This is a genomic window from Dietzia sp. B32, assembly GCF_024732245.1.
Taxonomy (GTDB): domain Bacteria; phylum Actinomycetota; class Actinomycetes; order Mycobacteriales; family Mycobacteriaceae; genus Dietzia.
Map to the genome: position 1 here is coordinate 2,648,035 of NZ_CP093845.1, position 23,617 is coordinate 2,671,651.

A 23,617-nucleotide genomic window follows, 5' to 3' on the forward strand; every position below is an offset into this window, starting at 1 on the left:
GGACCGTGACTTCCTAGGCATGGCGGGCCTCCTGACTCGGGGGCGAGTCTGCAGAAGTGGAGCGGCTCAGCGCGGCGCGCTGGTGGGGGAGTGGCGGGACGGGGAACCCGCCGGCCGTGGGGTCGAAGGGCGCGGCGTCGAAGGAAGCGGAGTCGGAGGGCGCATGGTCGACGGACGTGGGGCCGACGGGCGCGCCCCGAGTGACGGACGCGGGACGGGGGCCGCCGTCGGTGGGCGTGGCCCGGCCGCCGCGCCGGGATCGGGTCCGGTGGACGACGACGATGACCGCCACCGCGGCCAGTCCCGCGATCACCATGGCGGGCGTGAGGAGCGTCGAATCGGGTCCCACGATCACCCGGATGGTGGCCACAGCCATCACCCAGGCCAGGGAGACGGGGATGAGCACCTTCCAGCCGAAGGCCATGAACTGGTCGTAGCGCAGTCGCGGGAGGGTCGCCCGTAGCCACATGAACAGGAACATGAAGGTCCACACCTTGGCGACGAACCACAGCAGCGCCCACCACCCGGAGTCCGCGCCGTCGATCAGCGAGAACGGCAGCGGAGCCTGCCAGCCGCCGAGGAACAGCGTCGCCGCCAGCGCGGAGACGGTGGTCATGTTGACGTACTCGGCCAGCATGAACATCGCGAAGCGCAGCGAGGAGTACTCGGTGTGGAACCCGCCCACCAGTTCGCCCTCGGCCTCGGGCAGGTCGAAGGGGGCGCGGTTGGTCTCGCCGACCATGGAGATGACGTAGATGACGAACGAGGGCAGCAGCAGGAACACGAACCACACCTGGGACTGGGCGGCGACGATCCCCGACGTCGACATGGTCCCGGCGAAGAGGAACACCCCGACGAACGACAGCGCCATGGCGATCTCGTAGCTGATCACCTGGGCGGTGGAACGCAGGCCACCGAGTAGTGGGTAGGTCGAGCCGGAGGACCAGCCGGCCAGCACTATCCCGTACACCCCGATCGAGGTGACGGCGAGGATGTAGAGCACGCCGACGTTCAAGTCCGTGAGCTGCAGCGGCGTGGAGTGGCCGAAGACGGAGACCACGGGGCCGAAGGGGATGACCGCGAACGCCATGAACGCCGGGATCACCGCGATGACCGGCGCGAGCAGGAAGATCGGCTTGTCGACCCCCGCCGGGATCAGTCCCTCCTTGAGCGCGATCTTCACGCCGTCGGCCAGGCTCTGCAGGATCCCTGCGGGGCCGACGCGGTTGGGTCCGATGCGCATCTGCATCCACGCGAGGACCTTGCGTTCGAGGTAGATGGCCGCGAGCACGGTCACCACGAGGAACACGAAGACGGCGAGGACCTTGGCCAACACCAGCCACCACGGGTCCGTGCCGAAGGCCGCGAGGTCGGCACCGGTGGTCGACAGGTCCGCGGCGGCGAGCACGGCGGGTCCGTTCGCCGCGACCCCGGTCACCGCGACCCCGGTCATGACGCCACCTCCCCGGCCGCGATGGACACCACGTCGCCCGCGCCGGCGGCGAGAGTCGCGTTCACGGCGGACCCGGGCGAATTCTGCGGCACCCACACCACGCGGTCGGGCATCTCGGTGACGGCCAGCGGCAGGGAGATCGCCCCGCGGTCGGTGGAGACGGTCACCGGGTCGCCGTCGACGGCTCCGAGTTCGTGGGCGGTCGCCGGCGACAGGCGGGCCACGGGGCGGCGGGCGGTGCCGGCGAGGTGCGGCTCCCCGTCCTGCATTCGGCCGTCGTCGAGCAGCATCCGCCACGTGGCCAGGACCGCCTGCCCGGCGCCGGGCTCCGGACCCGCAGCCGCACCCGTGCCCGCCCCCGCCGAGGCCCTCCCATCCGCAGCCGCCCCTGACGAGGGCGTCTCGCCTGCGCTTCGGTCGGTGCGAGACGCCATCCCGGCGTGCGGCTGCGGGCCGGCGTGCGCGGATGCGGGGCGGAGTGCGTGGCCGACGGCCTGCATCTCGCGGCGCACCGACTCCACGTCCGCCAAGCCGAACCATGCTCCGGTCTCCTCCGCCAGGGCATTGAGGATCCGGTGGTCGGGCAGCGCGTCGGTACCGGTCAGGGCCGCGGCGAAGGGGCGGGTCCGGCCCTCCCAGTTCACGAACATGCCCGCCTTCTCGGCGACTGCAGCGACCGGCAGGACGACGTCGGCGCGGTCGGTGATCTCGCTGCGCCGCAGTTCGAGGCTCACGACGAAGCCGGCGGCGTCGATCGCAGCCAGGGCGGCCCGCGGGTCGGGCAGGTCGGCGGCCTCGACCCCGGCGATGAGCAGGGCCGCGAGCTCGCCCGATCCGGCCGCGGCCAGCTGCTCGTCGGTGCTCCGGCCGGGCGTCGTGGGCAGATCGTCGCAGCGCCACAGCTCGGCGAGGGTCCGCCGGGCGTCGTCATCCGTGACGGGAGCGCCGCCGGGCAGCAGTCCCGGCAGGCACCCGGTCTCGAGCGCCCCGCGCTCTCCCGCGCGCCGGGGAATCCACGCCAGCCGTGCGCCGGTCGCGTCCGCGAGCGCACATAGGGCGGACAGGCCGCCCGGGATCGCGCCGAGCCGTTCGCCCACGAGGATGATCGCGCCGGGCTCGCGCAGCAGCGAGGGCAGGGCGCCGCGGGTGGGGTCGGTGGTCGCGGAGGACCCGGTTCCGCTGGCAGTCGCGTCGCCGCCGGGGTCTGCGCCGTCGGGATCTGCGCCGCCGGGGTCGGAAGGGACGACGGCGAGGGCGTTCAGCACCTCGGGCTCCGCCCCGGGGACGGTCGGCAGCAGGGCGGCGCGGGTCTTGCGGACGGCCGGCGTCGCGAAGGGGGCGATCGAGAAGACCTTCACCCCGTGGTCGCGGGCGGCGCGGCGCAGGCGGAGGAAGACGATCGGCGACTCCTCCTCCGGGTCGAAGCCCACGAGCAGCACCGCCGGTGCGGTCTCGAGGTCGGCGTAGGTGACGGCCTCGCCGCCCTGGCCCGGCCCGCTGTCCTGACCCGGCCCGCCGCCGGATCCCTGCTCCGACCCTCCGCCCGGGCCGCGCCTGGCGACCCGGTCGGCCAGGAAGTCCGCCTCCTCGGCCGAATGTCGGCGGGCGCGGAAGTCGACGTCGTTCGTGCCGAGCACCGTGCGGGCGAACTTGGCGTACGCGTAGGCGTCCTCGGCGGTGAGCCTGCCCCCGGTGAGGACCCCGGCCCGTCCGCGCGCCGCGGCCAGCCCCTGGGCAGCGGTCGCCAGGGCGGTGGACCACGCGACCGGGACCAGCCCGCCGCCCTCGCCGCGGACCATCGGGGTGGTGATGCGGTCGCGCTGGGTCGCGTAGGTGAACGCCCACCGGCCCTTGTCGCAGTTCCACTCCTCGTTGACCTCGGGGTCGTCGCCGGCGAGGCGGCGCAGGACCTTCCCGCGTCGGTGGTCGGTGCGCTGCCCGCAACCGCTGGCGCAGTGCTCGCAGACCGCCGGACTGGAGACCAGGTCGAAGGGACGGGCGCGGAAGCGGTACTGCGCACCGGTGAGGGCGCCGACCGGGCAGATCTGGACCGTGTTACCGGAGAAATAGGACTCGAAGGGCTCGTCGCCGTAGACCCCTACCTGCTGCTGGGCCCCGCGCTCGAAGAGGTCGATGAACGGGTCCCCGGCGATCTGCTCGGAGAAGCGGGTGCACCGGGCGCACATGACGCAGCGTTCGCGGTCGAGCAGTACCTGCGACGAGATGGCGATCGGTTTGGGGAACGTCCGCTTGACCTCGGTGAACCGCGAGTGCCCGTGGCCACTGGACAGGGCCTGGTTCTGCAGCGGGCACTCGCCGCCCTTGTCGCACACCGGGCAGTCCAGCGGGTGGTTGATGAGCAGCAGCTCCATCACCCCGCGCTGGGCCTTGTCCGCGACCGGGGAGGTGAACTGCGTCCGCACCTGCATGTCCTGGGTGACCGGGGTGGTGCACGAGGTGACGGGTTTGGGGGCGCCCTCGACCTCGACGATGCACTGGCGGCACGCCCCGGCCGGCTCGAGCAGCGGATGGTCGCAGAAGCGGGGGATCTGCACGCCCATCCGTTCGGCTGCGCGGATGATGAGCGTGCCCGGCGGCACGGAGACCTCGACGCCGTCGACGGTGAGCGTGACGAGGTCGTCGGCGCGGTTTGAATCGGCGCGGTCGTGTTCCGGGTCCTGGGCGGGGCCGCGGGCGTAGCGGGGCACGCCTGACTGGGCCGAGGTCATCGGGCCACCTCCTCGGGTCGCGATGAGGGTCCGCGGGCCGGCCGCACGGGCGGGCGCCGGGAGCCGGCCCCCGCACGGTCGGCGCGCGCGAAGATGGTGGAGCGGCTGTGGTCGAACGGGCAGCCGTCGGGGATGTGTGCCAGGTACTCGTCGCGGAAGAGTCGGATCGACGAGATGATCGGGGTCGCCGCGGCGTCGCCGAGGGCGCAGAACGACTTGCCGACGATGTTGTCGGAGATGTCGAGCAGTCGGTCCAGGTCGCCGGAGGTCGCCGTGCCGTCCTCGAGCCGCCTCATGATCTGTTCGAGCCAGAACGTGCCCTCGCGGCAGGGCGTGCACTTGCCGCACGACTCGTGCGCGTAGAACTCCGTCCACCGCAGCACCGCCCGCACGACGCAGGTGGTGTCGTCGAAGATCTGCAGCGCCTTGGTGCCGAGCATGGTGCCCTCGGCGGCGCAGCCCTCGTAGTCGAGCGGCATGTCGAGTTGAGCGTCGGTGAGCAGCGGGGTCGAGGAACCACCGGGGGTCCAGAACTTGAGGGTGTGGCCCTCCCGGATCCCGCCGGCCAGGTCGAGCAGTTCGCGCAGGGTGATGCCGAGCGGCGCCTCGTACTGGCCGGGCCGGGTGACGTGCCCGGACAGCGAGTAGAGCGTGAAGCCGGGGGACTTCTCCGAGCCCATCGACCGGAACCACTCGGGACCGTGCTGGAGGATCGACGGGACACTGGCGATGGATTCGACGTTGTTCACCACCGTCGGACAGGCGTAGAGGCCGGCGACGGCGGGGAACGGCGGCCGCAGGCGCGGCTGGCCGCGGCGGCCCTCGAGTGAGTCGAGCAGGGCCGTCTCCTCGCCGCAGATGTACGCGCCGGCGCCCGCGTGGACCACCAGTTCGAGGTCGACCCCGCTGCCGAGGATGTCGCGACCGAGGTATCCGGCTTCGTATGCCTCGGCCACCGCCGTCTGCAATCGGCGCAGGACGGGCACGACCTCGCCGCGCAGGTAGATGAACGCGTGCGAGGCGCGGATGGCGTAGGCGGCGATGATGATGCCCTCGATGAGCACGTGCGGGGTGGCCAGCATGAGCGGCATGTCCTTGCAGGTGCCGGGCTCGGACTCGTCGGCGTTGACCACCAGGTAGTGGGGTTTGGCGGCGGCGGAGGCCTCGGTGCCGGAGGCGGCCTCGCCCTCGGCGCCGGTCTCCTGCGGGATGAAGCCCCACTTGCGGCCGGTGGGGAACCCGGCGCCGCCGCGGCCGCGCAGGCCGGCGTCGAGCACGGTGGAGATGACCTCGTCCGGCCCGGTGGCCAGGGCGTTGCGCAGCCCGACGTAACCGTCGTTGTCCAGGTAGGTCTCGAGGGTCCAGCTCCCGGGGGCGTCCCAGTAGCGGCTGAGGTACGGCGCGAGCGGCATGTCAGGCCTCCTCGTCCGGTGAGGTGGTGGTCGGCTCGGTGGTGGTCGGCTCGGTGGAGTCGTCCGGCCCCGCGGGGGCGTGCATGTCGTGGTCGCGGGCGATCCGCAGCCCGACCAGCGTCGCGTCGCCGGGGGCACCGTCGTTCGCGCCGGGGCGGGTATCGGGGAAACCGGCGAGGATGCGGGAGGTCTCGCGGAACGTGCACAGCGGTGCGCCGCGGGTCGGGGTCACCGTCCGGCCGGCCCGCAGGTCGTCCACCACCTGACGGGCGGAGGCGGGGGTCTGGTCGTCGAAGAACTCCCAGTTGACCATCATCACCGGTGCGTAGTCGCAGGCCGCGTTGCACTCGATGTGCTCCAGCGTCACGCGGCCGTCGTCGGTGGTGCCGGGCCCGTCGAGTCCCAGGTGGTCGCACAGGTCGGCGTAGATCTCGTCGCCGCCCATCACCGCGCACAGCGTGTTGGTGCACACCCCGACCAGGTAGTCGCCCGTGGGCGTGCGCCGGTACATCGAGTAGAACGTGGCGACGGCCATGACCTCGGCGGAGGTGAGTCCGACGGCGAGGGCGCAGAACTCGATGCCGGCGGGCGTGAGGTGCCCGTCCTCCGCCTGGACGAGGTGGAGGAGTGGCAGCAACGCCGAGCGGGCCTGCGGGTAGCGGGCGATGATCACCTCGGCGTCGGCCCGCAGCCTCGCCAGGACGGCGTCGGGATAGTGCCGCCGGGCCCCGGGCCGGACGATCACCCCCGGCTCGTCGGGCTTCTGCCCGAACTCCAGGAACACCGGCTCGCTGCTCATCGGTCCACCCCTCCCATCACGGGGTCGATGCTCGCGACCGCGGCGATGACATCGGAGAGCATCCCGCCCTCGCACATCGCTGCCACGGCCTGCAGATTGGTGAACGACGGGTCGCGGTAGTGCACCCGGTACGGGCGGGTCCCGCCGTCGGAGACCATGTGCACCCCCAGCTCGCCGCGCGGGGATTCCACCGGCACGTACACCTGGCCCGGCGGGACCGGAAAGCCCTCGGTGACGAGCTTGAAGTGGTGGATCAGCGCCTCCATGGAGCTGTCCATGATCCTGCGGATGTGCTCGGCGGAGTTTCCCAGTCCGTCTGGTCCCACCTTGAGCTGGGCGGGCCAGGCGATCTTGGGGTCGTCGACCATCACCGGCCCGGGTTCGAGCCGGTCCAGGCACTGTTCGACGATCTTCAGCGACTCCTTCATCTCGTCGACCCGGATGACGAACCGGTCGTAGCAGTCGCTCGCCGAGCCGGTGATGACGTCGAACTCGTAGTCCTCGTACCCGCAGTACGGGTCGGACCGGCGCACGTCGTGTGGCAGGCCCGTCGCCCGTAGGACAGGGCCGGTCACGCCGAGGGCCATGCACCCGGTGAGGTCCAGGTAGCCCACATCCTGCAGCCGCATCTTCCAGATGGGGTTCTCGCGCAGCAGCAACTCCATCTCGCGGATCCGCCCGGGCATCACCTCGAGCAGTTCACGCACCTTCGGCACCGCGTCGTCCGGCAGGTCCTGGACCACGCCGCCGGGCCGGATGTAGGCGTGGTTCATCCGCAGGCCGGTGATGACCTCGAACACGTCCAGGACCAGCTCGCGCTCCCGGAACCCGAAGAGCATCGGGGTGCTCGCCCCCAGCTCCAGGGCGCCGGTCGCGAGGGCCACCATGTGCGAGGAGATCCGGTTGAGCTCCATGAGCATCACCCGGATGACCGACGCCCTCGGCGGCACCTGGTCCGAGATCCCGAGCAGCTTCTCGACGCCCAGGCAGAAGGCGACCTCGTTGTAGAACGGCGACAGGTAGTCCATGCGGGTGACGAACGTGACGCCCTGCGTCCAGTAGCGGTATTCCAGGTTCTTCTCGATCCCCGTGTGCAGGTAACCGATCCCGCACTGGGCCTTCGTCACGGTCTCGCCCTCGATCTCGAGGATCAGCCGCAGGACACCGTGCGTGGACGGGTGCTGCGGGCCCATGTTGACCACGATGCGATCGTCATCGGCGTTGCGCGCGGCCTCGCTGATCGCGTCCCAGTCCTGCCCGGAGGCGGTGAGGATCGTGCGGTCCCCGTTCGCGTGGTGGCTGCTCACGAGTACGCCCTCCGCTGGTCCGGGGGTGCGATGGTGGCGCCCTTGTACTGCACGGGGATCCCGCCCAGCGGGTAGTCCTTGCGCTGCGGGTGGCCCTCCCAGTCGTCCGGCATCTCGATCCGCGTCAGCGACGGGTGGCCGTCGAAGATCACGCCGAAGAAGTCGTAGGTCTCCCGCTCGTGCCAGTCCGTCGTGGGATACACGCGGGTCAGGGTGGGGATGTGCGGATCCGCGTCCGGGGCCCACGTCTCGAGCATCACGCGTCGGTTGTGGGTGATCGACTGCAGCGGGTAGACCACGTGCAGCTCCCGGCCCGCGGCGTCGGGGTAGTGCACCCCGCTCGCGCCCAACGACATCTCGAACCGCAGGTCGGGGGTATCCCGGAGGGTCAGGGCCACCGCCGGTAGGTGCTCCCGCCCCACGTGCAGGGTGAGTTGCCCGCAGTGGACCACGACCTTCTCCACCGCCTCCTGAAAACTCGGTCCGCCCCGCTGCTGCAGGGCCGCGGCGAGCGCGCGCAGGAGCTCGTCGTCGTCGTCCTCATAGGGCGGTGGGGTGCTGCCGGGCATCTCCGTCGGGCGCACCAGGCCGCCGAACCCGGAGGTGTCCCCGGAGCCCCGCACCCCGAACATGCCGTGGCGCACGCCGATGGTGTCCGCGTCAGGGTTGTCCGTGCGGTCGGGTGTGTTCGGCGCGTCGGGTGCGCGGCCGCGGTCGGGGGTGCGGTCCCGGTCGGGGGTCGTGTCGGTCACCGGAACATCCCCTCGACGGGGATGAGCGGACGCTGGTCGAGCGCGGCTTGCTCGGCGGCCCGGATCGCCTCGGCCCGGTTGGCGCCCAGCGGCATGTTCTGGATCTTGTCGTGCAGCGTGATGATCGCGTGCATGAGCATCTCCGGCCGCGGCGGACATCCGGGCAGGTAGATGTCGACGGGCACGATGTGGTCGACGCCCTGCACGATCGCGTAGTTGTTGAACATCCCGCCCGACGACGCGCACACGCCCATCGACAGCACCCACTTGGGTTCGGCCATCTGGTCGTACACCTGCCGCAGGACCGGTGCCATCTTCTGCGACACCCGGCCCGCCACGATCATGAGATCGGCCTGCCGGGGGGAGGCGCGGAAGACCTCCGTGCCGAAGCGGGCCAGGTCGTAGCGGCCGCCGCTGGTGGACATCATCTCGATCGCGCAGCACGCCAGCCCGAACGTCGCCGGCCACAGCGACCCCTTGCGCATGTAGCCCGCCAGCTGCTCGACCGTGGTCAGCAGGAAACCGGCCGGCACCTTCTCCTCGAGTCCCATCTCGGCGCTCCTTTCCGGCGTTCCGGGTCAGTCCCAGCTCAGTCCGCCGCGGCGCCACTCGTAGGCGTAGGCGACGGAGACGTTGAACACGAACAGGGCCATCGCGGCCAGCCCGAAGACGCCGAGCTGATCGAAGTGGACGGCCCACGGATAGAGGAAGAGGATCTCGATGCCGAAGATGATGAACAGCATCGCGGTGAGGTAGTACTTCACCGGGAAACGGCCGCCCCCCGCCGGTTGCGGCGTGGGCTGGATGCCGCACTCGTAGGCCTCGAGTTTGGCGCGGTTGAACCGGCTGGGCCCGGCGAAGGAGGACACGCCCGAGGAGAAGACGGCGAAGGCGACGGCCAGGGCCCCGAGGACCAGGATCGGCACGTATTCGTTCACGACGCGTCACTCCTCGCGCTTGTGATGAGAAGCCGCCTGTGGGCGGGCCTCTGCTGCAACCGCAGGGGGTTCGAGCGACCGGCGTTGGTGGGGTGCCGGTCGACCGCCTCCCCGGCGGGCCGTGCATTGTGCGGCCCGCGAGTGTGACTCTACTCACACCATGTTGACGTATGTCGGGGGTTCGAGCAGTCGGCGTGTCCGTCCAGCTCGTGAGGCGTCGGGTCGGCGTCAGGCGGGGGCGAGGAGTCCGGTGACGGCGTCGCGCAGGCGCAGCGGATCGATCGGATGGGGAACCGAGGCGTCCGCGCGGGACCAGTCGGCGAGCCAGCGGTCGTCCGCCCGGCCGATGAGCACCAGCACCGGTGGGCAGTGGTCGAGCTCGTCCCGCAGCTGCTTGGCCATGCCGAGTCCGCCGGTGGGCGTCGCCTCGCCGTCGAGGATCGCCAGGTCGACCCCGCCGGCGTCGAGGTGTTCGAGGGCGACCGGGGCCGTGGCGACCTCGAGGTACGTCAGCCGGGGCAGGTCCGGGTGCGGGCGGGTGCCGAGAGCGGACACCACGCGGCTACGGGTGGCGGCGTCGTGGCTGTAGACGAGCACCCGCAGGGCGACGTCGTGGCCTGTGGTCTCGGTCACGATCGCGATGCTACCGAGGGCGGGTGGCCGCAGGAGGCGGGATGGGCGAGAATCGGAGGTTGCGCGGCGGTGCCCGGCTTGCGCTGCCGGAATGGACCAAAGAGGGCGCGTACGTGGGCGTTTGGCGTACACAGGAGGCGCGTAAGCCGGGGGCGCCGAGCGGGGCTGCGTTTCCGGGCGAGGCTGGCCCGAAATGAGCGACGCGGCCCGGGCTCGAGAGCTCCGGGCCGCGTCTGCGGCGGAGGATAGGGGATTTGAACCCCTGAGGGGCTATAAACCCCAACCCGCGTTCCAGGCGAGCGCCATAGGCCACTAGGCGAATCCTCCGTGGAGGAGAATACCCAGGACGCGCAAGCGGAGGCAAACCGCGGGGCCGTGGGCGACCGCGTCGGGGGTCCGGGCGGTGGGTGGGGTGCGGCGTGAGCGGTGGCACGGCTAGACTCGTAACCGGACCCCGCGCGGCGTCCATCCTGTGAACTCCCCCAGGGCCGGAAGGCAGCAAGGGTCAGCGGGCTCTGGCGGGTGCGCGGGGTCCCCTTATGTCTTGGGACATGTCTTAGGGCACCAACACCGAAGTTGTCGATCCCGCCGGAGGCCACAGTGGCGCTGTCCGATCTCCCCGCCGACGAACTCGCCCGACTCGAGTCGCAACTGGCCGCCGAGTACGACGCGCTGGCCGACAAGGGTCTGGCCCTGGACCTGACCCGCGGAAAGCCCTCGCCCGAGCAGTTGGACCTGTCCGAGCGACTGCTGTCGCTGCCGGGGGAGGGCGACCACACGGCGGGCAAGACCGACGTCCGCAACTACGGCGGCGGCGCGGGACTGCCCGAGCTGCGGTCGATCATCGCCGAGTTGCTCGGGGTCGAGACCGACCGCGTGCTCGCCCAGGACAACGCGAGCCTGTCGATCATGTACGACCTGCTGACGTTCTCCATGCTGTTCGGTACGCCCGATTCCCAGCGACCGTGGAAGGACGAGCCCGTCCTGCGCTGGCTGTGCCCGGTGCCCGGCTACGACCGCCACTTCAACATCACCGAGACGCTGGGGATCGAGATGATCCCGGTTCCGTTGGGCCCGACCGGTCCGGACATGGACGAGGTCGAGCGTCTCGTGTCGAATGACCCGTCCATCAAGGGCATGTGGTGCGTCCCGATCTTCGCCAACCCGACCGGCGCGGTGTACGACGACCACACCGTGTCCCGGCTCGCGCGCATGGCGACCGCGGCCCCGGACTTCCGGATCGTCTGGGACAACGCCTACGTCGTCCACACGCTCACCGAGGACTTCCCCAAGGTCCCGGACGTGGACACACTGGCCGCCGAGGCGGGGCACCCCAACCGCTTCTGGCAGGTCTGCTCGACCTCCAAGATCACCTTCGCCGGGGCGGGCGTGTCGTTCTTCTCGGCCTCGCGGGCCAATCTCGACTGGTACCTCGGCCACACCTCCGTGCGCTCCATCGGACCGAACAAGGTCAACCAGCTCGCGCACGCGCGGTTCTTCGGTGATGCCGACGGGGTGCGCGAGCACATGCTCCGCCACCGCAAGGTCATCGCGCCGAAGTTCGAGGCCGCGGCCGTCGCCCTGACCCGCCGGCTGGGCGAGTACGACGTGGCCGGGTGGACCCGGCCCGAGGGCGGATACTTCATCGACCTCGAGGTGGTCGACGGCACCGCCACCGAGACCGTCCGCCTGGCCAAGAAGGCCGGGGTGGCCCTCACCCCGGCCGGGTCCGCGTACCCGTACGGCAAGGATCCCGACGACCGTCACATCCGGCTGGCGCCCACGCTGCCGCCGCTGGCGGAGGTCGAGACCGCCATGGACGTCGTGGGTCTGTGCGCCCTCCTGGCGGCCTGCCGGGCGGCGCTCGCCGGCTGACGCCCCGTCCGGCCCGCACGACGTGTAACAACTGCGCCGATCCCGTTAAGTTGAGCGCTTAACGGAGTGCGCTCCGGTCCGGGCTACGCTGGTCCGGGAATCGTCGGGTGACCTGCGGATCAGTGGCGACGTGATCTCCGCCACATTCTCATAATGTGATTCTCCGCGTCCGCAGCTTAGGTATGCCTGCCACCTGCAGAAATGTAATTCAGTCCGTGTGTTGAGCACGTGTCAACATGAGAACGGCCTTGTCCGGGGCGGGGCCATCTGGTTGTATTCCTTATGTCCGAGCCAGAGGGATGCGGACACCGGATACAGCTGAGGGGCTGTGAGGGGCCGGTGTCTGGTATCGGTTCGGGAACCGTGCTGCGGGGGTCTGAGGGGGCCCGATCCGCGTGCGAGGGACGTCGGGAGGGGCTGCGCATGCCGCGGCCCCTCCGGTCATTTCGGCACATCCCGGATCGTGCGCGATCGGGACGCGAGCGGAAGTCCTCGTCGTCGTACCCCCTGGGTACCCTCTAGGCGTGGCCCTCTATCGGAAGTATCGCCCCGCCTCCTTCGCCGAGGTCGTGGGCCAGGAGCACGTCACCGACCCGCTCTCGGTGGCGCTGTCCTCCGGTCGTATCAACCACGCCTACCTCTTCTCCGGCCCGCGCGGCTGCGGCAAGACCTCGTCCGCCCGCATCCTGGCCCGGTCGCTCAACTGCGTGCACGGCCCCACCGCCACCCCGTGCGGTGAGTGCGACTCGTGCGTGGCGCTCGCGCCCGGCGGCAACGGGACCCTCGACGTCACCGAGCTCGACGCGGCCAGCCACGGCGGCGTCGACGACACGCGTGACCTGCGCGAGCGGGCCTTCTTCGCGCCGGCGTCGTCGCGGTATCGGGTGCTCATCATCGACGAGGCCCACATGGTCACCAACGCGGGCTTCAACGCGCTGCTGAAGATCGTGGAGGAGCCGCCGGAGCACCTCATCTTCATCTTCGCGACCACCGAGCCGGAGAAGGTCCTGCCGACCATCCGCTCGCGCACGCACCACTACCCGTTCCGGCTGCTCACGCCCACGTCTATGAGGGGGCTGCTCGAGCGGATCTGTGAGCAGGAGGGTGTGCAGGTCGAGCCGACCGTGTTCCCGCTGGTCATCCGGTCCGGTGGGGGATCTCCGCGCGACACGCTCAGTGTGCTGGACCAGCTCATGGCCGGCGCCGGCGACGAGGGCATCACCTATCCGCGCGCGGTGAGCCTGCTCGGGGCCACCGAGGTCGCGCTCATCGACGACACGGTGGACGCGCTGGCCGCCGGCGACGGGGCCACGCTGTTCCGGACCGTCGACAAGGTGGTCGAGGCGGGGCACGATCCGCGCCGGTTCGCCGCCGATCTGCTGCAGCGCCTGCGGGACCTCATCATGGTGCAGTCCGTCCCGCAGGCGATCGAGCGTGGGCTCGTCGACGCGCCGGTGGAGCAGGCCGAGACCATGCGCCGCCAGGCCGAGAATATCGGGCCCGCGACGCTCGCACGATGCGCCGACATGGTGCACGAGGGCATGGGGTCGATGCGGGGGGCGACCTCGCCGCGGCTGCTGCTGGAGATCCTCTGCGCCAAACTGCTGCTGCCTTCGGCCGACGACTCCATGATCGCGCTGCTGCAGCGGGTCGAGTCGCTCGAGTCGGGCGCGGTGCGTCCGGCCGCCGTGACGGGCGCCGTCGGCGATGGTGGAGCCGCGCCGGGGGGAACACCCCAGGGTGACGACGACGAGTCCCGCCCCGGCCCCGCCGGCGGACCGGCACCGCAGGACCCGGGACAGGCCGACCGGCGTCCGAAGTTCGTACGCCGGTCCCAGCAGCAGTCCGCGCCGGCCGCAGAGCAGCCGACGCCGCAGGCTCCCGAGCCCTCTCCTGCTGTACCGAACGCGCCCGCACAGCCCGATCAGCCCGAGCGGCCCACGCAGCCCACACAGCCCGATCAATCCGCGCAGGTGGATCAGCCCGCACCGCCCGATCAGCCCACACAGCCCGATCAGCCCGCACCGAGCAGCCCCGCCATGGCGGCCGACCCCGCGGCCCCAGCCGTGCCCGCGGCGTCCGTCGCGGAGCAGATCGCGGCCAATCGGACTTCCGAGTCGGAGTCGTGGCAGACAACACAGCCTCCGCAGGAGGAACAGGCTCCGCCGGCGGGACAGGTGCCGCAGGCACGACAGGCGCCGCAGGCGGGACAGGCGCCGCCGACGGGACAGGCGCCGCAGGCTGACCGGGATCCGCAGACGGGACAGGCACCGCAGGCAGGAAAGGCACCGCGGACGGACCAGGCCCCCCGGGACCCGCAGCCAGTCCGGCCGGGTCAGCCGCCGGGGGCAGAGCAGCGGCCGACGAGCGGCGATTCAGCCACTCCTGTGTCCGCTCCCGCTGCGGGCCCCGCCGCCGCGTCCGCTCCCACCGAGCCGGGGCCGGCGGCCTCCACACCGGCTCCGTCTACACCGGCTTCGTCGACACCGGCGGCGTCGGTACCTGCGGAGACCGACGACCCCTGGCGCGACGAGCGCTCACCCACGCCGGTGGCGTCGGCTCCGGAGCAGGCGACGTCCGAGCTGGATCCGGCGCCGCAGCCCGGGTCGGCCTCCGCCCCCGCGGCGGGAGCGCCCGGCATCGAGGCCGAGGACATCCGCCGTGCCTGGCCCGCCATCCGCGACGCGGTGCGCACCCGCACCCGCACGGTGGAGGTCATGCTCGCCGGCGCGACGGTCGCGGGAGTGGACGGCCGGGTGATCCACCTGGTGCACGACTATGCGCCGCTGGCCAAGCGACTCTCGCAGCCACACAACGCCACCGCGATCACCGACTCGATCGCCGAAGTCGTGGGCGGTGACTGGACCATCCGCTGCACCTCCGGCAGCGCGCCCGCTGCGGCGGGCGGCGCTCCGGCCCCCGCCGACGGGGCACCTCCGGCACCCGGTCGGGGGTCCGCCGCGGGCCCTACTGACGCCCCCGGCGCGCCCCAGCAGGGCGAGCCGCGGGGCTGGGAGCGCCGACTCCGCGGGACAGATGTCGGGCAGGGCAGGGCCGGCGGTCGCGCGGGCGGTGGGGACGACGACATCCCGCCCCCGCCGGAGGAGCCCGGGCCGGAACCGGGCGAGCCGAACAGCCCGCCCCCGCCGCCCGTCAGCGAGGAGGAGATGGTGGACGAGGCACGCAGCGGTCCACAGAACCTCGACCACCGGACCGGTGAGGACATCGCGTTGGCCCTGCTCAAGGAGCACCTCGGGGCCCGTCCGCTCGAGCGCTGACCCACCCGGCCCGCCGCGCGCCGGGGCACGGTGTCCTACCGGACGGTTACGCTGGGATGTGACCGACCGGGGCCGCCCCGGCAGGTTCAGGCCCGTTCAACGAGTATGAACCCCGTACAACGAGGATGAACTCAGCACTGCCCCGCACACCGCCGAAAGGACCCCGCCATGCAGCCCGGACCCGACATGAACGCCCTGCTCCAGCAGGCACAGCAGATGCAGGCACAGCTCGCCGAGGCGCAGCAGCAGATCGCCGCGAGCACCGTCGACGGTCAGGCGGGCGGCGGCCTCGTCACCGTCTCCATGCGCGGCACCGGTGAGGTCACCGGCGTCACGATCGACCCGAAGGTCGTCGACCCCGAGGACATCGAGACGCTGCAGGACCTCATCGTCGGAGCGTTCGGCGACGCCCACACCAAGGTGCAGGAACTCGCCGAGTCCCGCCTCGGCCCTCTGGCCTCCGGTGGCGGCCTCGGCGACATGATGGGCGGCCTCGGCATGTGAGCCCGCGGGACCCGGCACGCCCCGGGTCCCGCCACCGGGTTCCGCTCACCTCGGAGACCCGCCACCCGTCGACGCAGCCGTCGTCGGGCCAGCAAGAGCACAGGAAAGCGCGATGTACGAGGGACCGGTTCAGAACCTGATCGACGAGTTCGGCAAGCTGCCGGGCATCGGTCCGAAGTCTGCGCAGCGCCTGGCGTTCCACCTGCTGCAGGCAGAACCCGAGTCGGTTGAACGGCTCCGCTCCGCGCTTCAGGCAGTCGTCGACGGTGTCACCTACTGCGAGGTCTGCGGCACCGTCGCCGCCGCCGAGCGCTGCCGCATCTGCTCGGACCCGCGCCGCGATCCCACGCTCATCTGCGTGGTCGAGGAACCCAAGGACATCGAGGCGATCGAGCGCACCCGCGAGTTCCGCGGGCTCTACCACGTTCTCGGAGGGGCTCTCGACCCCATCAACGGCATCGGGCCCAACGAGCTGCGCATCGCCGGCCTGATGCGACGCGTGGGCGCCGACTTCGAGGGCGAGGAGGTTGCAGAGATCATCATCGCGACCGACCCCAACACCACCGGCGAGGCCACCAGCACGTACCTGGCCCGCCTGCTGCGGCCGTTCCCCGACCTCGTGGTGAGCCGACTGGCCTCCGGTCTGCCCATGGGCGCGGACCTGGAGTTCGCCGACGAGCTCACCCTCGGCAGTGCCCTGTCAGGGCGCCGCATCCTCTCCGGCGGGACCGCTCAGGTCCCGCGCTCGGGCGGCGTGCTGCGACCCGAGCAGATCGACCCCGCCGAGCCTGCGGTGCCGACTGAGCCTCCGGTGCCAGCTGAGCCCCCGGTGACCGCCGAGCCCACGGTGGCGGCTGAGGCGGCCGAGCTGGCCGCACCCGCTCGGGATGCGGGGCCCCCGGCCCCGGAGATCGGCTACCCGGGTACCGAGTCAGAGGCCGAACAGCCTCGCGGCGTTTCCGTGCCACACCGCCCGTAGCCAGTCGTCGCCCATCCCGAGCCCGACCAGGGCCTCGAGCTGATGGGCGTACGGGTACGGGATGTTGGGGAAATCGGTCCCCAACAGGACCTTGTGTCCCAGGTCTGCCAGCCTCCCGCGCTCACCCTGAGGGAACGGCATCGTCTCCTCGACGAAGTCGGTGAACGCCATCGTCGTGTCGAGGTAGACGTTCTCGTATCGCTCGGCCAGGTCGAGGAACTCCGAGTACTCGCCCATGCCCATGTGGGCGACGATCAGCGGCAGCTCCGGGAACCTCTCGAGCACCGCGGCCACCGGCTCGGGCCCGGTGAACTCGCCCGCCACCGGGCCGGACCCACAGTGGATCACCGTCGGCACCTGCGCCTCGGTGAGCGCCCCCCACACCGGGTCGAGCAGGGGATCGCCCGGGTCGTACTCGCCCACCTGGATGTGCGACTTGAACACCTGCGCGCCGGCCTCGACAGCGTCGCGTACGTAGTCGCCCGCCGTCGGCTCGGGGTAGAACGTCGCCGTGTGCAGGCAATCCGGGTGTCGGGAGGCGAACTCCGCGGCCCACGCGTTGAGCCAGGCGCCCATCTCGGGCTTATGCGGATACAGCATCGAGGAGAACGCCAACACCCCGTACGAGCGCAGGCGCTCGACCCGCTCGTCCTCGGCCTCCCGGTACGTGATGGGCCAGGGGCGCCCGATCTTGGGGCCGGCGGCGTCGAAGTAGTTCCACACCTTGTCCAGCACTCGCGAGGGCATGAAGTGGGTGTGGACGTCGAGGATCCCCGGTAGTCCCAGGGGCTCCCAGAGGGCACGGACCTGCGCGGCCTCGACGGCGGGATCGGGAGGGGACACGGACCCGGTGAGGGTGGCGGTGCCGTGGTGTTCACACATGTGACCGAGGGTATGTCAGCGGGGTCGAGCAACCGGACGATACGGGCGCCCCCGGTCGCGTCCACCCCCGGGCTCAATGCCCTCGCGGCCACAGAACGGCCCCTCGGTATGCGATCCGCCCTCGGGCCCCGCAGCGCGAATCAATAATCGGAGGGCGGATTGAATCGGACCGAGGAAGGTCGAGGCGGTCCGTGAGCAGCTCGAGGGCAGATCGCGATCCGAGGGGCGGATCGAGGGTTGAAGGGTGGGTCGGCGAGGGCAGAGGGGCCAGCTCAGTGCCGAGCGGGCCAGCTCAGCGCCGGGCGGCCGCGATCCGCTCGCGGCGCAGCTGCTCGACCGCCGGGACCTCGACCGGCGGCAGCGAGTCCACCCCCAGCGCGCGGCACAGCAGGAGGTCGGCCAGCTCGGGATTGCGGGCCAGCGCCGGCCCGTGCATGTAGGTGGCGATGATCGACCCCTGCACCACGCCCTCGACCAGCCCGCCGGCGGGGACCTGCTGGCCGGCCGGGACGCCGTTGCCGACCCCGGAGGTCACGCGGCCCAGCGGGGTGGCGTCCGGGCCCAGGACAGTGGCGCCCATGTGGTTCTCGAAGCCCGTCAGCGGCTGCGTCAGGCCCGCGACCTGCGGCGCCACCACCAACTCGCCGATCGAGCGGGAGGCCTGCGGCGTCGTGGTGACGTCCAGCAGGCCGAGGCCGGGCGCACGGGAACCGTCGGAGACCACGAACCACTCGCCGAACACCTGCATCCCGGCACAGATCGCCAGGACCGGCGCGCCGCGCTCCACCGCCCGCTGCAGCCCCGGCGACGCGGACAGGTGCCGGGACGCCAGCTTCTGCGCCGCGTCCTCGCCGCCGCCCACGGTGTAGAGGTCGCACGAGTCGGGGACCTCGTCCTCCAGGGTGATGCGCACGATCTCGGCGTCGTATCCGCGCCACCTCAGGCGCTGGCGCAGGACCAACGAGTTGCCGTCGTCGCCGTAGGTACCCATGACGTCCGGCAGGACTAGGCCGATCCGCACGGTCGACTCGGTGGGCCGGGCCGAGTCCGCGGCGACGGTGTCCAGCGGTGAGGCCGAGGCGCCGGCGTCGCGGCCCCCGGCGTTGCGCGGGTCCTGAGTAGTCATGACTGGGTCCCTCCCGTCTGAGCCTTTCCCGTCGCGGCGATCGCCCGCCCCAGATCGCGGAACGCGGTGTAATTGGCCAGCACCTCCACGCGCCCGGGTGGGCAGCGGCGGATCGCGGTCAGCGGGTCCGGCTCCAGCTGGTGCTCGACCCCGGCGTAACTCAGCCGTACCGACAGGTCGGCGGCGCGCTCACCCGCGGCGTACACGGGCACGCCCTCGAAGCTCTCGAAGCGCACGTCCCACAACCACGACAGGTCCACGCCGTCGGCGACCTGCCCGTTGACCGCGATAACCAGGCCGTCGGCGGAGGTGTCGATCATGCCGAGCGCCTCCTGCCAGCCGGCCGGGTTCTTGGCCAACAGCAGGTGGGCGGCCCGCCCGTCCACGTCGACGGTCGAGTAGCGTCCGGCCACGTCGTCGACCTGCTCCACCGCCCGGACGGCGGCGGCGGGGTCGGCGCCCATCGCCACGGCGGCGGCGACGGCCTGCGCGGCGTTGCCCCGGTTGGCCCGCCCCGGGATGGCCAGAGTCATGGGGGCGCTGAACCCGTCGGGCCCGTGGATGGCCTCGTCGTCGACCCACCAGTCCGGTTCGGGCCGCTCGAACGTCCGGCCGTCGGGCAGCGTGCCCTCGGACCGCCACCGCACGGCCCCGGTGGAGTCCACCGTCCGCGAGATGGGTTCGCCGGTGCGCGGGCAGCTCACCGAGTCGCCCGCCCACGCGGACCCTGCGGCCACCCAGACCACGGACGGGTTGTCGTACGCCACGGAGGTGATCATCACGTCGTCGCAGTTCGCCACCACCGTCGCCTGCGGCTGCGCGGCCACCCCGGCCCGCAGCCGGCGCTCGATGGCGTTGATCTCCCCGACCCTGTCCAGCTGATCGCGGCTGAGGTTGAGCAGGACGATCGCCTCGGGCGCCGTGTTCTCCGCGACCGCGGGCGTGTGGAGCTCGTCGACCTCGATGGCGGCCAACCCGGCCACCCGGTCGGCCCCGAGAGCGGACACGATCCCGGCGTCCATGTTGTCGCCGTTCGCGTTCGAGGCGACCCGGCCCACGGTCGACAGGGCGGAGGCGGCCATCCTCGTCGTCGTCGACTTCCCGTTGGTCCCCGTGACGAGCACGGTCCGGCGGCCCGCCGCGAGTTGGCGCATGAGACCCGGGTCGAGCTTCAGCGCCACCAGACCGCCGATCATCCCGCCCGACCCGCGCCCCGACACCCGGGACGCCCAGGTCGCCAACCGGGAGACGGCCACGGCGGCCCGGCCGCGGGGGGTGAGTGCGGTGATCGCGCGGGAACTCATGTCGCAGAGTCTAGGCAGCGCGGCCTCCTCAGAACCGCGCCGCACCGCCGAGGGCGGTCACCACGTCGTGACCGAGCTCGGCCATCACCTCGTCGGGGCCGTTGAACATCCCGGCCGAGGTGCCGATCGCGGCGATCGCGTAGCGGCCGCTGGCGGTGTTCACCACGGCGATGTCGTGCGACTCGGTGTCGGTCTCGCCGGTCTTGTTGGCGACCGTCCCCGACGGCAGGCGGTCGGGCAGTTTCCACTGCCGTTCCTGCTCGAGCAGCGTGTCCAGCACGATCCGGGCGACGGCGGGCGAGGTCAGCGCCTCGCCCTCGGGTGCCCGTCCGTCGGCGGCGCGGACGAGTTCGGCCAGGTAGCGGACGCTGCCGCGGGCGCTGACGCGGCTCCAGTCGCCGGTCCACTCGTAGCGGAACGCGCCGCCGGTGTGGAATTGCTCGGCCAGGCCCACGCGCTCGGCGATGTCGTTGAGCGCGGTGATGGGGTCGGTGTCCTCGGGCGCCGCGGGGCCGTCCACCGACAGGTCGTACAGGAGGTTGGCCGCGTCGTTGTCCGAGACGGTGAGCGCCGCGTCGAGCAGGTCGTCGAGGTCGCCGTAGGGGGTCTGCGCCGACGGGTCCGCCTCCCACGCCTCGAGCGCGCCCACCGCGTAGGCGATCTTGATCACCGACGCGGCGTAGCGCGGCTCGCCGTCGCCCGCACACACCTCGCGCTCGTCGGGGGAGTCGATCGCCCGCACGCAGACCCCGAGCTCGAGGCCGGCGTCGGCGGCGTCGTCCACCGCCGTGACCAGCAGGGGACCGATCTCGACCCACCCCCGCGGGAGGGGCCGGACGAGCCGCAGTGGGTCCCCGACCCGGCCGTCCGGTGCGGAGGCGGCGGTCGGTGCCACGGTGGCGCCGCGGGGTGCCGGCGCGTCCGCGGCGGAGGGGCGGACGGTGGCGCCGGGCGCGGTGACGGCCATCCCGAGCAGCGCGGCGAGGCACAACGCCAGGTAGGACCCGACTGCCACGCGGATCCGGCGGCGGGTGCGGCGCCGCGCGCGGGCCGGGGCGTCGCGCAGCCGCGCCGCAGTCGTGTCGGACCGGTACCGCCGCACGTCGCCTCCTGGGTCGGACCGGACCTCGCGGCGCCGGACTGGTTGATCGGCGTAGACATTAACCCTCCGGGCCGGGTGGGGGGAACCGGCGGTGTGAACACCGTGACCTGCGACGGTGACGGCCGGGTTGTCGGAGGGGTCTGGGACGATGGTGGGCATGACAGGGTGGGTGGTTGTGGACGTCGAGACGTCAGGGATGACGCCGGCGGTCGACCGCGTGTTGTCGGTGGCGGCGGTGGTGATCGACGACGACGGCGAGGTGGTCGAGGAGTTCGCGACCCTGCTCAATCCGGGGGTCGACCCGGGGCCGGTCCACGTGCACGGTCTCACCCCGGCGCTGCTGGCGGGCAAACCACGCTTCCCGGACGTGGCCGCCGAGTTGGACCGGGTGCTCGACGGGCGGACAGTGGTCGCCCACAACGCCGCCTTCGACGCGTCGTTCCTCGCGGCCGAGGCCCGCCGCGCAGGACTCGCCGCGCCGCTCGAGCAGTTCCTGTGCACCCTGGACTTCGCCGGTCGGCTGCACCTGTCCACCGCCGACCTCAAGCTCTCGACGCTCGCCGCGCACTTCGGGGTGGAGCAGCGGGCCGCGCACGACGCCCACGACGACGCGCTGGTGCTGGCCGGGGTGTTCGCCGGGCTGCTCGAGGTGGCCCGGGGCAAGGACGTCCGGCCCAGGGTGCGCGAACTCGACGCGATGGTGGCCCATCCCGAGACCGGTTACCTGGTCCCCGCGGTGTGGGCCGAGGCGCTCGCCGCCCCGAGACTGTGGCGGCCGGCGGGACGTCTGAAGCGCGGTGGTGGTCTGGTGCAGGGCATGGAGGTGGTCTTCACGCAGGACGTGGACCGCGACCCGGAGGAGATCGTAGGCCTCGTCGTCGACGCCGGCCTCTACGTGGCCGATCGCATCTCGTCCCGTACGTCCCTGGCGGTGTGCGACGCGCCCGGCGCGGTGCGCGGCCGGACCGCGTTCGCCCGCAAGAAGGGTCTCGAGTTGGTGCCGTACGCGCGGTTCGAGGAGATGCTCGCCGACGTCGCCCCCGGTCGGCCCGTCGCCGGAGCCCAGGCCGTGGACAGCGCCCAGGAGGCCCTCTTCTAGGTGCGGGCCGCCGGGCGCGGTGACTCAGTCGAGTGCGCGGCGGACGACCCAGTACACGGCCCACAGCCCCACGCCCACCACCAGCAGGACGCCCGCGACCCGGTAGTCCTCGCTCGCTCGCCCGGACAGCGGTGAGACCAGGAACGCGCAGCACACCGCCCCCAGGACCGGGATCACCGTGGGCACCCGGAAGTGGCGGTGCCCGGCGGTGTCGCGGCGCAGGACCAGCACCGCCACGTTGGTCACCGTGAATACCGCGAGCAGCAGCAGTGAGGTGGTCCCGCCCAGGGTGGCGAGGTCGGCGAACGCGATGAGGCCGAACGCGATCACGGTGGTGAACAGGATCGCCACCCAGGGGGTCCGGCGTTCGCGCAGTACCCGGCCCAGGACCGGGGGCAGTACCTGCTCGTGGGCCATGCCGTACAGCAGGCGCGAGGCCATGAGCATGTTGATCAGCGCGGAGTTGGCCACGGCGAACATGGTGATGAACGCGAAGACCCACACCGGGAACGCGGGCGCGCCCGCCGCGACCACCTTGAGCAGGGGGGTCTCGCCCTCGCCGAGGTCCTCCGGGCTGACCAGGGTCACCGAGGCGATCGCCACGAGGATGTAGACCACCCCGGTCAGCGTGAGCCCGATGAGCATGACCCTGGGGAAGATCTTCACCGGGTTCCTGGTCTCCTCGGCCATGTTCACCGAGTCCTCGAAGCCGACCAGCGCGAAGAACGCCAACGCGGTGGCGGCGGTGACGGCGCGGAACGGGCTCTGGCCCTCGCCGACGGTGAGCTGACCGGCGCGGGAGAAGTCGCCCTGTCCCTGGCTGATCGCCCACGCGCCGATCGCGATGATGATGAGCAGTCCGGACAGCTCCACACAGGTCAACACCACGTTGAGGCGCACGGATTCGGCGACGCCGCGGAGGTTGACGACGGCGAGGGCGGTCATGAACAGCAGGGCGATGCCGATCAACGGCCAGGTCCCAGACGCCATGTCGAGGCCGAACGCCTCGTTGAGATTGCCCGCGAACGCGATGGCCGCCGACGACGCCGAGGTCAGACCCGAGGCCATGACCGTGAACGTGACGAGGAAGGTGAGGAAGTGCACCCTGAAGGCGCGGTGGGTGTACACGGCCGCGCCACCGGCCCGCGGGTACTTGGTGACGAGTTCGAGGTAGCTGCCCGCGGTGAGCAGCGCCACGGCGAACGCGACGAGGAACGGCAGCCACACGGCCCCGCCGACCTCTCCGGCCACCTTCCCGGTGAGGGCGTAGATGCCGGTGCCGAGGATGTCGCCGACGATGAACAACAGCAGCAGTCCGGGACCCAGCACCCGCTTCAGCGGCGGCTGACCGGTGGTCCGGTCCGGGCCGGTGACGGCCGGGACGCCCGACGGGCCTGTGGCTTCTGACGAGGTGGACATACGTGCCCCCTTCACCGGGACGCGTG

The 23,617-nt window shown here is 71.8% G+C and carries 18 protein-coding genes, 1 tRNA gene, 1 other RNA gene and 1 pseudogene; 6 read left to right on the top strand and 15 right to left on the bottom strand.

The window, feature by feature from the left end; all coding sequences use genetic code 11:
• Positions 1-13 precede the first annotated feature (13 nt).
• From nuoH to L8M95_RS12605, 10 genes are all read right to left on the bottom strand, one after another.
• Entirely contained in the window at positions 14-1,453 is a 1,440-nt protein-coding gene (gene nuoH, locus L8M95_RS12560; RefSeq protein ID WP_260486466.1) for an NADH-quinone oxidoreductase subunit NuoH, read from the bottom strand.
• Entirely contained in the window at positions 1,450-4,182 is a 2,733-nt protein-coding gene (locus L8M95_RS12565) for an NADH-quinone oxidoreductase subunit G (RefSeq protein ID WP_260486468.1), read from the bottom strand. Before L8M95_RS12565 ends, nuoH begins: the two co-directional genes overlap by 4 nt.
• A complete protein-coding gene (gene nuoF / locus L8M95_RS12570; protein WP_260486469.1) occupies positions 4,179-5,594 on the bottom strand; it encodes an NADH-quinone oxidoreductase subunit NuoF in 1,416 nt (471 codons plus the stop codon). Before nuoF ends, L8M95_RS12565 begins: the two co-directional genes overlap by 4 nt.
• Position 5,595: 1 nt before the next feature.
• The gene (gene nuoE, locus L8M95_RS12575) at positions 5,596-6,393 is read right to left on the bottom strand and encodes an NADH-quinone oxidoreductase subunit NuoE (protein ID WP_260486470.1); all 798 of its coding nucleotides are present in this window, start codon (positions 6,391-6,393) and stop codon (positions 5,596-5,598) included.
• Complete coding sequence (gene nuoD / locus L8M95_RS12580) at positions 6,390-7,700, bottom strand: NADH dehydrogenase (quinone) subunit D (RefSeq protein ID WP_260486471.1); 1,311 nt, start codon at positions 7,698-7,700, stop codon at positions 6,390-6,392. The genes nuoE and nuoD overlap by 4 nt, the downstream gene beginning before the upstream one ends.
• Positions 7,697-8,452 carry an NADH-quinone oxidoreductase subunit C gene (locus L8M95_RS12585; protein WP_396118825.1) on the bottom strand — a complete coding sequence of 252 codons (756 nt, stop codon included), beginning with the start codon at positions 8,450-8,452 and terminating at the stop codon, positions 7,697-7,699. Before L8M95_RS12585 ends, nuoD begins: the two co-directional genes overlap by 4 nt.
• A complete protein-coding gene (locus L8M95_RS12590) occupies positions 8,449-9,003 on the bottom strand; it encodes an NADH-quinone oxidoreductase subunit B family protein (protein ID WP_067714633.1) in 555 nt (184 codons plus the stop codon). Before L8M95_RS12590 ends, L8M95_RS12585 begins: the two co-directional genes overlap by 4 nt.
• A 27-nt stretch (positions 9,004-9,030) precedes the next feature.
• On the bottom strand, positions 9,031-9,390 hold the full coding sequence (locus L8M95_RS12595; protein ID WP_067714630.1) for an NADH-quinone oxidoreductase subunit A: 360 nt from the start codon (positions 9,388-9,390) through the stop codon (positions 9,031-9,033).
• A 228-nt stretch (positions 9,391-9,618) separates the two neighbouring features.
• Positions 9,619-10,023, bottom strand: coding sequence for a hypothetical protein (locus L8M95_RS12600; protein WP_260486473.1), 405 nt, complete (start codon positions 10,021-10,023; stop codon positions 9,619-9,621).
• A gap of 239 nt (positions 10,024-10,262) precedes the next feature.
• A tRNA-Ser gene (locus L8M95_RS12605) sits at positions 10,263-10,350 on the bottom strand.
• Positions 10,351-10,469: 119 nt separating this feature from the next.
• Here L8M95_RS12605 and ffs point away from each other — a divergent pair.
• From ffs to recR, 5 genes and pseudogenes are all read left to right on the top strand, one after another.
• Positions 10,470-10,564, top strand: an RNA gene (gene ffs / locus L8M95_RS12610) — signal recognition particle sRNA small type.
• Positions 10,565-10,623: 59 nt separating this feature from the next.
• Positions 10,624-11,898, top strand: coding sequence for an aminotransferase class I/II-fold pyridoxal phosphate-dependent enzyme (locus tag L8M95_RS12615; protein ID WP_260486474.1), 1,275 nt, complete (start codon positions 10,624-10,626; stop codon positions 11,896-11,898).
• 524 nt (positions 11,899-12,422) lie between these two features.
• Positions 12,423-15,176 (top strand): DNA polymerase III subunit gamma and tau, encoded by a 2,754-nt coding sequence (locus tag L8M95_RS12620; protein WP_260486475.1) that lies wholly within the window; start codon positions 12,423-12,425, stop codon positions 15,174-15,176.
• A 168-nt stretch (positions 15,177-15,344) separates the two neighbouring features.
• A complete protein-coding gene (locus L8M95_RS12625) occupies positions 15,345-15,680 on the top strand; it encodes a YbaB/EbfC family nucleoid-associated protein (RefSeq protein WP_260486477.1) in 336 nt (111 codons plus the stop codon).
• Positions 15,681-15,792: 112 nt separating this feature from the next.
• Positions 15,793-16,398: pseudogene (recR, locus tag L8M95_RS12630) on the top strand (recombination mediator RecR); the annotation flags it as partial.
• A 213-nt stretch (positions 16,399-16,611) separates the two neighbouring features.
• On the opposite strand, the gene L8M95_RS12635 reads toward recR, so the two are convergent.
• The 4 genes from L8M95_RS12635 to L8M95_RS12650 all read right to left on the bottom strand — a co-directional run bounded on the left by L8M95_RS12635 (position 16,612) and on the right by L8M95_RS12650 (position 21,232).
• A complete protein-coding gene (locus L8M95_RS12635; RefSeq protein WP_260486478.1) occupies positions 16,612-17,541 on the bottom strand; it encodes an amidohydrolase family protein in 930 nt (309 codons plus the stop codon).
• Between the two features lie 292 nt (positions 17,542-17,833).
• Positions 17,834-18,667 (bottom strand): type 1 glutamine amidotransferase, encoded by an 834-nt coding sequence (locus L8M95_RS12640; RefSeq protein ID WP_260486479.1) that lies wholly within the window; start codon positions 18,665-18,667, stop codon positions 17,834-17,836.
• Complete coding sequence (locus tag L8M95_RS12645) at positions 18,664-19,971, bottom strand: MurT ligase domain-containing protein (RefSeq protein ID WP_260486480.1); 1,308 nt, start codon at positions 19,969-19,971, stop codon at positions 18,664-18,666. The genes L8M95_RS12640 and L8M95_RS12645 overlap by 4 nt, the downstream gene beginning before the upstream one ends.
• Before the next feature lie 28 nt (positions 19,972-19,999).
• The gene (locus L8M95_RS12650; RefSeq protein WP_260486481.1) at positions 20,000-21,232 is read right to left on the bottom strand and encodes a class A beta-lactamase-related serine hydrolase; all 1,233 of its coding nucleotides are present in this window, start codon (positions 21,230-21,232) and stop codon (positions 20,000-20,002) included.
• Here L8M95_RS12650 and L8M95_RS12655 point away from each other — a divergent pair.
• Entirely contained in the window at positions 21,231-22,172 is a 942-nt protein-coding gene (locus L8M95_RS12655; protein WP_260486482.1) for an exonuclease domain-containing protein, read from the top strand. The two genes, L8M95_RS12650 and L8M95_RS12655, sit on opposite strands and share 2 nt — an antisense overlap.
• A gap of 24 nt (positions 22,173-22,196) precedes the next feature.
• Here the strand turns inward: L8M95_RS12655 and L8M95_RS12660 are convergent, their stop codons facing one another.
• Positions 22,197-23,591, bottom strand: coding sequence for an APC family permease (locus tag L8M95_RS12660; protein WP_260486483.1), 1,395 nt, complete (start codon positions 23,589-23,591; stop codon positions 22,197-22,199).
• Between the last annotated feature and the right edge of the window lie 26 nt (positions 23,592-23,617).